This is a genomic window from Cobetia sp. MC34, assembly GCF_018340035.1.
In the GTDB taxonomy this organism is placed as follows: domain Bacteria; phylum Pseudomonadota; class Gammaproteobacteria; order Pseudomonadales; family Halomonadaceae; genus Cobetia; species Cobetia amphilecti.
The window spans coordinates 1-13917 of sequence record NZ_JADPPY010000053.1; the positions used below are offsets into that span (position 1 = coordinate 1).

Annotated in this window: 10 protein-coding genes and 3 pseudogenes; 3 read left to right on the forward strand and 10 right to left on the reverse strand. The window is 45.1% G+C overall.

Translation table 11 applies throughout. The annotated features are described in order from the left end of the window. Positions 1 to 124: 124 nt before the first annotated feature. A pseudogene (locus IZU87_RS17805) lies at positions 125 to 292 on the forward strand (aldehyde dehydrogenase (NADP(+))); the annotation flags it as partial. 239 nt (positions 293 to 531) lie between these two features. After that, on the forward strand, positions 532 to 1857 hold the full coding sequence (locus tag IZU87_RS16380) for an O-antigen ligase family protein (RefSeq protein ID WP_213115234.1): 1326 nt from the start codon (positions 532 to 534) through the stop codon (positions 1855 to 1857). 140 nt (positions 1858 to 1997) lie between these two features. On the opposite strand, the gene rfbC is transcribed toward IZU87_RS16380, so the two are convergent. From rfbC to IZU87_RS16425, 9 genes are all read right to left on the reverse strand, one after another. Continuing rightward, on the reverse strand, positions 1998 to 2546 hold the full coding sequence (gene rfbC, locus IZU87_RS16385) for a dTDP-4-dehydrorhamnose 3,5-epimerase (protein WP_213115235.1): 549 nt from the start codon (positions 2544 to 2546) through the stop codon (positions 1998 to 2000). A 234-nt stretch (positions 2547 to 2780) separates the two neighbouring features. Further along, on the reverse strand, positions 2781 to 3671 hold the full coding sequence (gene rfbA / locus IZU87_RS16390; protein ID WP_213115236.1) for a glucose-1-phosphate thymidylyltransferase RfbA: 891 nt from the start codon (positions 3669 to 3671) through the stop codon (positions 2781 to 2783). A gap of 108 nt (positions 3672 to 3779) precedes the next feature. Beyond that, positions 3780 to 4673: a dTDP-4-dehydrorhamnose reductase gene (rfbD, locus tag IZU87_RS16395; RefSeq protein WP_249330695.1), complete on the reverse strand. Its 894-nt coding sequence runs from the start codon at positions 4671 to 4673 to the stop codon at positions 3780 to 3782. A gap of 2 nt (positions 4674 to 4675) precedes the next feature. Continuing rightward, positions 4676 to 5761, reverse strand: a complete 1086-nt coding sequence (rfbB, locus tag IZU87_RS16400) for a dTDP-glucose 4,6-dehydratase (protein ID WP_213115237.1) — start codon at positions 5759 to 5761, stop codon at positions 4676 to 4678. 156 nt (positions 5762 to 5917) lie between these two features. Continuing rightward, complete coding sequence (locus IZU87_RS16405) at positions 5918 to 7303, reverse strand: undecaprenyl-phosphate glucose phosphotransferase (protein WP_249330696.1); 1386 nt, start codon at positions 7301 to 7303, stop codon at positions 5918 to 5920. A 65-nt stretch (positions 7304 to 7368) separates the two neighbouring features. Next, positions 7369 to 8268: a glycosyltransferase family 2 protein gene (locus tag IZU87_RS16410; protein ID WP_213115238.1), complete on the reverse strand. Its 900-nt coding sequence runs from the start codon at positions 8266 to 8268 to the stop codon at positions 7369 to 7371. Next, the gene (locus IZU87_RS16415) at positions 8265 to 9530 is read right to left on the reverse strand and encodes a glycosyltransferase family 4 protein (RefSeq protein WP_213115239.1); all 1266 of its coding nucleotides are present in this window, start codon (positions 9528 to 9530) and stop codon (positions 8265 to 8267) included. Before IZU87_RS16415 ends, IZU87_RS16410 begins: the two co-directional genes overlap by 4 nt. Further along, positions 9523 to 10770, reverse strand: a complete 1248-nt coding sequence (locus IZU87_RS16420) for a hypothetical protein (RefSeq protein ID WP_213115240.1) — start codon at positions 10768 to 10770, stop codon at positions 9523 to 9525. The genes IZU87_RS16415 and IZU87_RS16420 overlap by 8 nt, the downstream gene beginning before the upstream one ends. Further along, on the reverse strand, positions 10760 to 12016 hold the full coding sequence (locus tag IZU87_RS16425) for a flippase (RefSeq protein ID WP_213115241.1): 1257 nt from the start codon (positions 12014 to 12016) through the stop codon (positions 10760 to 10762). The genes IZU87_RS16420 and IZU87_RS16425 overlap by 11 nt, the downstream gene beginning before the upstream one ends. A gap of 109 nt (positions 12017 to 12125) precedes the next feature. Between IZU87_RS16425 and IZU87_RS16430 the strand changes: the two are divergent. Beyond that, positions 12126 to 13117 (forward strand): annotated as a pseudogene (locus tag IZU87_RS16430) (DDE-type integrase/transposase/recombinase). A 335-nt stretch (positions 13118 to 13452) separates the two neighbouring features. Here IZU87_RS16430 and IZU87_RS16435 read toward each other — a convergent pair. Beyond that, positions 13453 to 13790 (reverse strand): annotated as a pseudogene (locus IZU87_RS16435) (IS3 family transposase); the annotation flags it as partial. Between the last annotated feature and the right edge of the window lie 127 nt (positions 13791 to 13917).

A 13917-nucleotide genomic window follows, 5' to 3' on the forward strand; every position in this document is an offset into this window, starting at 1 on the left:
CGGGAGCAGCTTCTTGAGGATGGCCTCCCGGCGCTCGTCGGAGTACTTCATCGGAACCTCATCACGCCCCATATGGTTCAGAGTCTAACAGCCGCTGATACTCCAACTAGCGTGACAGTGGGGGCCCGCCACCTCCGACAGCCGCACCACTTCGGTCGGCACCGCCGCCATTCACCGCTTCCTGCGTCCGGTCTGCTATCAGGACCTGCCGGATGCCCTGCTCCCGCCCGAGCTCAAGCATACTTCAGCAGAGGGCATTAGCCGCTTGGTGGATGGGGTGCGGGAGGGGTGACCAATGACGACTAAGTGCTAGCCCTCACAAGTAGCGCCATATTACGTTTCTCGTAAACTGCCAATCCCCAAACCGGCTATAGGCCCAGCCCTTACTGAGGAGCTGGGCCTAACACGTCACTGGACAATACGCTGCAACAAGATAGATCATTTTTTGATAGCAAAGACAATACCGAATCTTCCTGATAGTCGATATCATGTATACTATCTACGCACACACTCACACGAAAGTAGTCAATCATGCAGTCCTATACTCTATGGCCCTCTCATGAGGGATCAACCCCTCCAAGCTGGTTAAAACTGCTTGGAGTTTTATCTTTGCTCATATATGTCACGAGTCAGTTCTTATGGCCTGATCTCGCCGAGAAAGCTCAGACGCTACTCGCAGCTATAGGACTTATAGCTTTTTGTATTTATGGTAAAAATTTACGAAGAACACCGCTCCTGTTACTTACTTTATTCATATGCGTTCAATTATTATCTTGGAGCCTTGGCTTATGGCAATACCCACAATGGGCTATTGATAACCCTAGGGTCAAGGATTTAGCCAAACTATTTATTTTCATCTGTATAGCCTGGTGGTTAGGTGGTAGTACCAAAAACACACTAATCATCTGGGGGTTGGCAGCACTATTTTTCTTAATTGCTACTTTCATGGCACCTATCGGGGACGGTTGGCTTACAGGACTGAGCGGCCAGAGAGTTGGTTTTGGCATACGTAACCAACAACATGCCTCAATGTTATTTGGTGTGACGCTTTTGGGATTAGTGTGCTTTTCAAATCGTTTCTGGACGGCTAAAAGCAAGCGTTTCCTATGGAGAGTCATCTGGTGTCTAAGTATTACGATAGTTCTCATCGGTATAGCTGTCGGTCAAACACGCGCAGTATGGGTAAGTTTAGCTTTAGCCATATTGATAGGGTTTATCATTTTATCTTTTATAATATTAAAAAGAGGGACGACTAAACGTTTCGCCTTTTACACAGTAATAACTGTCACAATTACGACACTGATACTCGGTGCTCTATATATGACTTTTGATGAGACAATTAATAAACGTCTCAATACAGAAAATAATGTAGTTTCTCAATTGCTCAATGGCGATATCGCTCAAGTTCCTTATACTAGCATCGGAATTCGCATCAACAGCTGGATTGCTGCGAGCGAATGGATATCCGAACGACCTTTGACTGGATGGGGTCCTAAGGGGCGTGACCTAGTAATGTCGGAGACCTCTTGGCTGCCAGATTGGGTACTTATGCAATATGGACACTTACATAACTATTTTCTAGAAACTTGGGTCGAATATGGCTTAATTGGGCTAGTCGCAATGTGCCTTTTAACTATATGGATTGGGCGAGCAACCTGGCTAGCTTGGCAGAGAGACGAATTACCCAATGATATGGCCATCTTTGGAATAATATTCTTTTTTTACTGGATAACGATCAATCAATTTGAATCATATAATTCATTTCCATCAGGACAATTTGTGCACAATCTAGTAGTAGGAGGCTTAATCACTCATTACTGGAAAAGCAAAAAATCATTAACAACAAAGCAATGTTAGAAACCATGCATAAGTATTGTTTTCGATTTTAAGAAACAAAATAATATTGGTATTACACCAATATTGGCACAACATGACGCTTAACTTACGACAAAAATTAATTCAAATAAGGGGCAAGAATCACTCTTGCCCCTGTTCCCTCACTCGAAGAATTGGGCTTTATAAAAGCTAACCCCATTATTATCTTTGTCTGACAACTGTGGCGTATCGCCATTCACCAGCGGCCATTCGATCCCGACGCTGGCGTCATTCCATTTCAGTGAGTACTCATCCCCCGGAGCATAATAATCCGTGCACTTGTACTGGAATTCTGCCGTTTCGCTGATGACATAGAAGCCATGTGCGAATCCCGGCGGCACCCATAGCATCTGCTGATTGTCTTCGCTCAAATGGGCACCGACCCACTGACCAAATGTCGGACTACTCTTGCGCATGTCGACGGCCACATCGAAGACTTCCCCTTGGGTGACACGCACCAGCTTGCCCTGCGGCTGGTTCAGCTGGTAGTGCAGGCCACGCAGAATGCCCTGACGGGATTTGCTGTGGTTGTCCTGCACGAAGGTGTAATCACCGCAGTGCTCGACGAATTCACTCTGGCGAAAGGTCTCCATGAAGAAGCCGCGCTCGTCACCGAATTTTTGCGGGGTCAGCAGCACGACATCCGGGATGGCGAGTTTTTCAAAATTCATGCGGTATTCGCTCCTTGTAGGGGACAGATATCACTTCAACAATCACAGGACTCGATGCCCTGCCGGCCCAGGGCACGACAAGGCTCAGTCTCGATAGCGCGCAGGCGTGGCGGGTCGCCATGAAAATTCCCGCAGCCCTCGCCTTGTTGGCGACGACTGCGGGAAAGCGGATACATCAGCATTGACTTCACTGCATGCGTATCCGGCCACGGCACCCTGGCTCAGGTGTCGAGCTCAGTAGTTGCCACGGCGCTTGTCATCCAGGCGCTTGAGCAGGTACTGGCCGTAACCGGTCTTCTTGAGTGCGGTGCCCTGCTCTTCGAGCTGCTCGTCGCTGATCCAGCCGTTGGTCCAGGCGATTTCCTCGAGGCATGCCACCTTCAGGCCCTGACGATGCTCGATGGTCTGCACGTACTGGCCGGCTTCCAGCAGGCTGTCGTGGGTGCCAGTATCCAGCCAGGCGAAACCACGCCCCAGTCGCTCGACACGTAGATCACCGCGCTCCAGGTAGGCATTGTTGACGCTGGTGATTTCCAGCTCACCACGCTCGGAAGGCTCGACGGACTTGGCGATCTCGACCACGTCATTGTCATAGAAGTAGAGGCCTGTCACCGCATAGGGCGACTTGGGCTTCAGCGGCTTCTCCTCGATGGAGATGGCCTTGCCGTCTTCATCGAACTCCACCACGCCGAAGCGCTCCGGGTCCTGCACGAGGTAACCGAATACGGTCGCGCCGCTCGGCTGATTCGCGGCACGCTTCAGCTGATCCGAGAAGTGCTGACCGTGGAAGATGTTGTCACCCAGCACCAGGCAGACCGGGTCATTGCCGATGAACTCCTCACCGATGATGAAGGCCTGGGCCAGGCCATCCGGACTCGGCTGCACGGCATACTCGAAACGCACGCCGTACTGCTCGCCGTTGCCCAGCAGCTTTTCGTATTGCGGCAGGTCTTCCGGCGTGGAGATGATCAGGATCTCGCGGATTCCGGCCAGCATCAGGACAGAGACCGGATAGAAGATCATTGGCTTGTCGTAGATCGGCAGCAGCTGCTTGGATACACCGCGAGTGATCGGATGCAGTCGTGTACCGGAACCACCGGCGAGGATGATGCCCTTGCGCGCCATATCAAAATCCTTGTCGTATCGACGTGTAGCGTTTCATTCGAAGAAGATCAGGTGCCGCGGGATGCCACACACTGAAGATGATCTGCCAATGTGACAGAGACCGCTGACTCAGCGATCCAGATGTTCCTTGAGTGTCAGCGCCAGCTGAGACTGCCAATCAGGCAGCTCGAGGCCAAGTGCCGACTCGAGTTTCGCCAGCGCAAGACGGGAATTCAGTGGGCGTGTCGCCGGTGTCGGGTATTCCGCTGTCGGGATGCCACCCAGCGTTTGTGGGTCTATCGCCAGCGTTTCACCCTGCGCGATGGCCAGACGGAAGATGCTCTGGGCGAATCCGTGCCAGCTGGTGGTGCCCTGCGGCGCCAGGTGATAAAGCCCAGAGTCGATCCGTTGGCGCAATGCCTCACAGGTGAGCTGGGCGATCAGGCGCGCAGGAGTCGGCGCACCGATTTGATCATTGACGATGTTCAGCGCATCGCGATCACGCCCCAGCTTGAGCATCGTCTTCATGAAGTTGTTGCCACGGGCGGCATACACCCAGCTGGTGCGGAACACCAGGTGACGACAGACACTGGCCAATACCGCCTCGTCGCCAGCCAACTTGCTCTCGCCATAAACGGACAGCGGCGCCGTCGGGCTGTCTTCACGCCAGGGCTGATCCCCATCTCCCGGATAGACGTAATCCGACGAGTAATGCACCAGGGTAGCGTCGAGCTCAGTGGCTTTCTCGGCCAACAGGGCAGGCAGCTCTGCATTGAGATGCATGGCGCCCTCGCGCTCTTCTTCTGCCTTGTCGACGGCCGTCCAGGCGGCGGCGTTGAGAATCAGCTGTGGTTGATACGCCTCCACCCAGGCTGATACCGCGGCCAGATCACTGACATCCAGTTCACTGCGGCGCGGTGCACTCGCCTCACCGAAGGGCGCCAGGCTGCGCTGCAGTTCAAAGCCGACCTGACCGTTGCCCCCCAGAATGAGGATACGGCCCATGCGATGGGAAGTCGTCATCATCAGCTCCCGGTCCCCAGGCGCTCACCACGGTAGCTGCCATCCTGCACGCGCTGCCACCAGCTCTCATTGGCCAGATACCACTCGACTGTCTTGCGTAGGCCGGTCTCGAAGGTTTCCTGCGGCACCCAGCCCAGCTCACGCTCGATCTTGGCGGCGTCAATCGCATAGCGCACATCGTGGCCGGGGCGATCCGCCACATAGGTAATCAAGTCTTCGTACCTGGAGATTCCCACCGATTTTTCGGGCACCAATTCTTCCAGTAGCGCACACAGTGTCTTGACGACTTCGATGTTCTGTTTCTCGTTGTGGCCGCCGATGTTGTAGGTTTCGGCAATCTCGCCTTCGGTAGCGACCTTGATCAGCGCCCGAGCGTGGTCTTCCACGTACAACCAGTCACGCACCTGCTTGCCATCGCCATACACCGGCAATGCCTTGCCTGCCAGCGCATTGAGAATCATCAGCGGGATGAGCTTCTCGGGGAAATGGTACGGACCATAATTGTTGGAGCAGTTGGTGACCAACGTCGGCAAGCCATAGGTACGCTGCCAGGCCCGTACGAGGTGGTCCGAACTCGCCTTGCTGGCAGAGTACGGTGAACTCGGCGCATAAGGTGTCGTCTCGGTGAAGAGATCTTCCGGCCCTTCTAGATCGCCATACACTTCATCGGTGGAGATGTGATGGAAGCGGAAGCTAGCGGCCTTCTCGGCATCAGATTCCTTCAAGCCCTTCCAATACTGACGTGCCGCTTCCAACAGCTGATAGGTGCCAACGATGTTCGTCTCGATGAAATCTGCCGGGCCATCGATGGAGCGATCCACGTGACTCTCGGCCGCCAGGTGCATCACGATATCCGGCTGGAACTCCGCAAAGACAGCTTTCATCTTCTCGCCATCGCAGATGTCCGCCTGCACGAAGTGATAGCGATCAGAGTCCACCACCTCGGCCAATGACTCGAGATTCCCCGCGTAGGTCAATGCATCTAGATTGATGACGGTATGTTGAGTTGAGCGAATCAGCTCACGGACGACCGCAGAGCCAATGAAGCCGGCGCCGCCGGTGATTAAAACTTGTTTCTTTTGATTCATACTTTCCTCATAACTAAAGTTAATATTTGACTATAACTGTATGAGCTGCTTAAGAGAAATACGGTTACTCAATTAAAAGCATATAATATCGCACTATAGTAATGCGCGAATATTTTCCACAACGATTAAGAATACAAGTTGAATAAAATAATTTCTTCAGCCCGCATTTTTATGTATGAACCCTTTAAAAACTGTCATGAATATTATCTTAAAATCTAAGGCTATAGACCAGTTTTCAATATACCAAAGATCACATTCTATTCTTTTTTCAAGATCGGTATCTCCTCGCCAGCCATTAATCTGTGCCCATCCTGTAATTCCAGCCTTAACCATATGCTTCTGCATATACCCTGGGATCTCGCTCTTGAATTTTTCCACAAACACTGTGCGCTCAGGGCGTGGTCCAACTATAGACATATTCCCTATGAAAACATTAATAAATTGTGGCAATTCATCTAGACTAGTGGAACGTATAAATTTCCCAAAACGGGATAATTGTTTCGACCTAGCACCTCCCCAGTGCACTCCCATATTCTCAACATCCGTGGGCATGGAGCGAAACTTAAGAATATCAAATGGCTTGCCATTCCAACCAACTCTTTCTTGGCGATAGAAAACTGGTCCTGGTGAGGAAAGTTTTACACCTATTGCGATACATAGCATGATAGGACTAATTAGAAGTAAAATTATACTAGCCAGTATGCGATCAAGTGCCGATTTACACAGAACGTTCCACCCTGTCATTGGACTACAACTCAAATCCAACATATACAGATCAGCTACATTTGATATTCTATGGTTAATCAGCCTAAAGTCTGACAAATTAGGCATATACCTTACATTACTAGTAGAAAAAATTAGATCTTTCTGAATCTCTCGTACGGTAGCACCTTCTGAAACAGGTAAGCATATCCATACTTCTGCCTCATGATGCTCGATGGTTTCCCCTAAGATATGGTGATCATATTCTATGTTGGAGAGTTCGTTATACTTATCAACGCCAACTATTGATATACGTGAGACATCAAAACCGACTGAAGGCACACGCTGTAGGTGCTCATACGCTGTAATGCAGGAGTGAGCATCACCAATCAACATAACTGATTTTCGATTTGCCCCCTTCATCCTGAGTATATTGATAAACGGGTACGCAATACCGCGGATAGCGATTGCAAGGAAAGCAGAAAGAACCATCCAAGTCATGACCCAAATACGAGAAAAATCTAGACTCTTACCGCTAAAATACAAAATAACTGATAGAAGACTAGCAATAAATGCGAAAGCAATAAATACTTTCATCGCTAATATGACTCTAAGCTTACCTCTCCAAGATTGATATAATTTAAAACGAGGAAGTACAATGGAGGATAACAGCATACCAACAACAAGGGCCCATTGATAACGCTCTGTCATATCAATGTTGTTGAACCTTATCCAATAAGCAAACCAGCCTGCCAAAGCAACGACTAGAATATCAGTCATCCGCACAAAAACATGCGTGTAGGGACCGAATCCGCTAATAGTTCGATCATTAAAACTCATTAATTTTCCTTATGAATACATTTAATAATAAAAATATATGAGTATATTCATGTAAATTACTTTATTCAGACTTTCCAAAAACGCTTATGCATACTCAGATAAGACTTTAATCTAGTGGGCAAATATTTTTCTTTCTTACCTAATTTAAAACTCAACATCTTGATAACATTTCTTGCTATAGCATTAGGAATCCAATATTTTCCGCGACGACTTAAGAATCTTATTTCTGATTTCACATATCGCAACCCCTCTCCACCAGCACTACCGAAGTAATCTTGAATCCAGTTTTCGCGTGATAGGAAAACTCCTATATCAAAATATCGCTTACCTTCTTCAATCAAACTATAATCATGAGAATGATGACATTTGGCATTACCTTGATAAGAAATCTTCCATTGTGACATTAACATTTTTGCAGCCACATACATATCTTCACCAAGTATAACATGATCTGGGAACCCTCCAACAGATTGCAAAGCAGTAGTTCGATATGCTGCAAAAGAATTAGACATAAAAGCTGTTTTTATGCCCAGTTTTGGTATATCTGCTAAGCTTTTAGTACTTGAAATATCAGGATAATTAAAAACACGTGCATGCTCTCCTATTGGCATTGCATCATTATGAGGTAACTGATTACCACATACAGCGCCGACGTGTATATCTTCAAAGGGCGCGATTAAGTTTTGTATAGCAACGGATTCAGCTAGATATGCGTCTTGGGTCATAAACACATATATATCATAACCAGGGCGTTCTACTAATGCTCTCTGCCGTGTACCACCATGATTAAATTCAGATGTCGGGATAATGATATGATCAATATTCATATCATTTAAATACTGAGCTGTACCATCTTTGGAACTTGAATCAATAACAAATAGATTACTTAATGATGGCAAACTACTTACTAATCTTTTAAGATCTTGCAGTCCATTATATGTTGGCACAACCAATAAGTGTGTCATATTCTTTCTTCCTCTATAACGTCGAGTATTCTGTCATATGTTTCTAACAATTTATCTGCATGAGCTGATGATGTAGGAGGACTACGCCAAAATTTTTTATAAGCGCTTTTACCCATATCATCTGCGATTAATGGATTATCCATTAAATATTGGACTTTTTGTTTTAGGTCATTACTATCGCCTGATTTAAACCATAAACCTGTCTTTCCATCCTCCACACTTTCGCGAGCAGCACATGCATCAGAAACTACACAAGGTACGCCCACCGAAGCTGCTTCCAAAACCGTTAGACCTTGGGTTTCATACCACATTGATGTGAATACAAGTACTTTACTCTTTGATAGCGCACTTAATATTCCCTCACGATTCTGCCATCCTTCAAATTTTGCTTCGTGTAGTTCAGACTTCAACTCGTCTTCAAGGGCTCCAGTACCAACTATTCGCAAGCTTTTACCGCTTGTATCTCTGAAAGCCTCTAAAAGTAACCTCACTCCTTTTTCTTTATCAAGCCGACCTATATAAATCACATCGCTATTAACTGAGATACGATCAACCACTAACTTATTATAATTTTTGGAAGAAGAGACTTCAATGGGATTTGAAACATCAAATAATATAGAACTTTCATGAAGGAAATTGGATATTATTCTTTCACTAAAATCTGAAACCTTAATGAAATATTTAAAGTTAGCCGGCATGCCGCTTTTCTTTGTAATATATTGCCGTATAGATCTCCATATTTTTTGTAAGTAGCTTCGTGAATCACAATTTTTTACCAGACATTTTCTTGATAATGGTACCTTTTTACATATCGACTCGCTTACATAGTCGTAAAAGGCGCCATTTGGACAGGCAGAAAAATAATCATGCAAAGTAACTACAGTCGGGTATTTCCCTCTTGATAGTACAGAGAGAGCACTAGGGGTTAAAGATTTAACCCAACTATGGAGATGAATTATCGTACCTGGGGTACAATGTTTCGTTAATAGTTGTCTCAATTTCTTTGCAACTGAGATGTTCCATAAACCAGTAACAGCAGAATTAAACTTACTGGGATTATTTAACAAATCATGCTGTTCAAGACTTATACATATTACATTTGATTTTTTTAATCTTTCATCTACATCTCCTGTGCCATATATATATATAACTGGAATTCCTTTATCACTTAAGGCCAAAGCACTGAGTACTGCTACCTGTGCAGCACCACCTTGTACAGTCGCATAGTCATTCAGTATAATTACTTTTTTCACATTATTCATGATAGTTAACTCTCCCTCTAGAATAGAAAAAATAGAAGACCATACTTATAAACCAGATTAGACTTGGTGAAAAATACCCAACCCCTCGTAGCATCAACTCCACTAAAAATCCAACTATTGAAGCAACGGATATCAATAACTCTGGATGCCTATACCAAATTAAATATATTTTAGTGACTTTAATATAAAAAACTATAACAAGAAGTACGAAAGAAGTAACTAAAAGTATGCCAAAAATACCAAACTCTGAGATTAATTTTGCTGCTAAAAATCCTCCATCCTCTAAATTAAAACTCTTTCCATATAAAGCTTGTATTACATCAGTCGCAGGAACATTAGGGGCGATGTTACTACCTAGCATTTGAAATCCAATACCAACACCATTACTATCCTTAAAACTTTCGATTAATAGCTGCCACCCCTGTAAATAGACTAGTGCAGTAAGATTTTCACTCTCTAAAAAATTAATTCTCTCTAAGAAATAATCTAACTTATCGCTGTATGTCAAAACTATGAGGAGAATGACTAAAAACAGCAATAAAATTAAAGAATAATATATTTTAGAACCATACCTCGCTAAGGCTATAGGGGTTAAAGCTATGGCGAACACAATCATTGTTAAATTAGGAAATAAAAGTCCTAAAGAGAAGATCATAATAATTAAAAAAAGTGAATATAAACCTGAAGATGTTAACACTACAGGGAATGCTAGTATCCCTAGCGCTAGGGCATAGTGACTTTGCTCGTAAAATGGGAAGACATCTTTTTCAAGAGCACCATAATTTCCTGGTGAGAAAGGGAAGATAATACTTAAAAAACCTAATATTAGAACAGCAAAACATAATACATTTAAGCTTGAAATAACATTAACTGTGCTCGACCGACACAGCACTTTAGATATGAGTATAGAGCATATAAAAGGTACAATAAAGATAGTTGACAGAATAGGTTTTTTATATCCGAAAAAAAACAAACTAATTAAAGAATCACAAATTAATAGAAGTATGATAGATGCAATTATAAAAACATCTATTACAGAAAGATTTTTGATTTCCTTCCAAAGAATTAATGATATAACAAATGAAGAAACTATTAGCCCTGGCGCTAATGAATCAAAATCAAATGCTACGAAAAAGTAAGGGGGGACACAGAACAGAATAATTAATATTGATACGATTTTTAATTTTTCTAGATTTATAAAACCAATATATTGCTTTATACCCAGATAGTTATTCTTCATTTTTGAATACATCCTTCCATACAAATATTGCAAAACCAACGGCTAAGATTATTTGGCTTATAACGGTAGACCAAGCTGCAGCTGTAGCAGAATACGTGGGTATGTAATATAGGTTAAGCGCCACATTTGAAGCTGCAGCAAGTATCATTACATAAAGTTTATATTTAGCATTATCTTTTGTCGCAAGTAGAGCTCCAGCGCAGAACGTTGTAAGCATCATCGGCACTCCAATGCTAAGTATATCTAAATATTTCGCTGCAGCACTATACTTTTCACCAAACATGTAGGTAATTATTAGATCCCCCGTGCTGTGTATACATAGCGCTATAGCAACTCCTACAGAAAAAAGAATAAGTGTGCTCTTTAAATATATATTGTAGAGATTTTTATTATTTTCATAGCTAAGCCTATGAAAGTGAGGCAAGAAATAACGATCAAATACTATTGCTGGAAACAAATAGAGAGCCGTCATAATAGTAAAGGCTGTACTATATATACCTGCACTATAAGAGCTATCGAGACTTTCTATCATAAAAATATCGCTTTGAAAATAAATAAAATAGGCTAGCGTGGAAAGCCCATACGGCAATGCGCCTTTAATAATTTCTCTTTTTTTCCACTCTAAACTAGAGCCATTTGACAATTTTTCTTTTCCCTTAACCCTACTAAATTCATGAGTAGCATAGTAGGATAGTGCACACAATAGGATTAACCCTACAAGGAAATAAGCAAGGCCTGCTAAGACTAAACCCTCTATATCAAATATATATAATGCAGCAATAGCCAAAAATAGCCGTAGCATATGATGTATGCCCTGCAATATAGAAAGATTCAAGCTATTTTTGTTTATTTGGAATAAGGAAACCATGATTTCAAAACAAACTTGTGACAATATATGCCCTGACATTAGAACAACGAACAAAATATTATCTTGCAGTAGTATGCTACATACGATAAACACTAAGATCGTTATTCCAAATGTTGAAAACAAGCATGCTTGCAAAGGCTTTATAATATTTTTATATTGACCAGTTTTTTTATACGATTCTTTAAGCAAAAATTGCCCTAGTCCAAAATGTGCTATTGGGCTCAAAAGCATGGTAAGTGCTAACGTTGATGTATATACTCCAAACTCTTCGGCAGTTAATATTCTTGCCAAAAATACTTGTAGAACAAATGCACAGCCTGCACCTCCTATCGCGCCAAATAACAAAAGAGCAATATTGAAATATCTTGAATTATACACTTTAAATTCCTAATTGTTTGCAGGGTCTCGGATGTTCAATTGACGAGAAGAAGCTATTCTTTGATTGTCGCCAGAGGGCTTCTTCGTCAGTTCGTTCAGGAGCATCGAGATGGACATCAAGCTTCATAAGCAAGCGACTACCGCACCCAAGATCCGTGCCGAGATCCAGGCCGCTCCTGCCCACATTCCATCCCGGACACGGTATTGGCGGAGCGCTTTGGCGTGAGCGATATGACCATCTGCCGGTGGCGTCATCGCGACGACGTATATGATCGTCCTCACACGCATCATAACCTACTGGCCACCCTCAACAGGGAGCAGTAAGAAGTGCTCATCGTCGCCAGAAAGTTCCTTCGCCTGGGGCTAGATGATCTCCTCGTGGTGGCTCGTGAGTTTCTTCATCCGATACTCTCCCGTGCTGTCTTGCACCGGATACTGAAAAGGCGGCAGGTACCAACGCTTGCTGAACTGGCACTCCAGAACCAAGAGGACAACAAGTAGGCACCCAAGGCCTCTCGAAACTGCGAACCAGGCTACCTGCACATTGACACCACATTCCTGCCGCAGATGCCCGATGAGACCCAACTACGGTACCTGTTCGTGGCCATCGACCGCGCCACGCGCAGGGTCTATCTTGAGGTGCGCTCCAGCCAGTCAACGAAGGACTCAGAGGCGTTCTTCCATCGCGTTATCGACAAGGCGCCGTTCAAGGTTCAGAAAGTGCTGATAGACAATGGAAAGTGCTTCACCGATCGTTTCACATCGGGTGGTGAACGGAAGCCGACGGGAAGCCATCTCTTCGACAAGGCCTGTGCACAGCATCTTGTCGAACACCGGCTCATCCGTCCGGCCCCCCCCCAAACCAACGGGATGGTCGAGCGCTTCAATGGCCGTATCAGCGATGTGCTGGCGACTCGACGCTACGAATCAAGGGAAGATCTAGAGCAGAAAATTAAACGTTACTGTTGGCTCTACAATCACTGTATTCAGCAGTAGGCATTACATCATCAGGCACCGATATCGGCCATGAGAGATTGGCAAAAAAGGCGGCCCGAGCTTTTTCATAAACAAGTAACCAATTACGTGGGGCCCGACATGTAGTAATAGTAAAAAGGGAAGGAGACTATTTTCCGAATCTGTATTTCCTATGCAGGCTGGGACACATAATCATTTGTATTTAGGAATGCTACCGCCCCAGGATTTTGGGACAGTTCCTGAGGCCAGACGGCAAAAAGGGCACCGCAGCGAGAGCACGGGCCCTTATTGATATAAGTTCAAGCATTCTTTCTAAAAGAATAGATGATTATACATGTTTTTTCATATTTGGCTAGGTGTAGGGTGCCGGATGATCAATTTGGCTTCAGCAACTGAAGCGCTCAGTACGACACTTCCACAGCACCAGCATCTGATCTTACCCAGTAACCATGGACACCCACCTAAGCGATCATTCGAGCTTCGAAGGCCTCTGGGCTGATCATCCCGATGGCACTGTGCCGGCGATGCCAGTTGTAGTCCAACTTAATATACTCGAACACCTGTCGTTTCATCGCACCCCGAGTGTGAAATCGCTCGCCGTGAATCGCCTCGACCTTGAAGCTGTGGAAGAAGCTCTCGGCACAGGCATTGTCATAGCAATTTCCCTTGGCGCTCATGCTGCATTGGAGGTCGTATCGGGACAGCAACGACTGATAGAGAGCCGAGCAAGACTGGCTGCCGCGATCTGAGTGCACAATCACATCTCTTGACATCTTCGACTCCATAGAGCCAACTTCAGCCCGGCTTATTCATGAGGCCGACCTGAAAACGAAGATGGCGAGTGGTTTTCTCTTGTAGAATCAGGATGTTCCTGCCAGAACACGATTCAAGAGGACCACTCGCCATGGGTGAAACCCTAACGACCT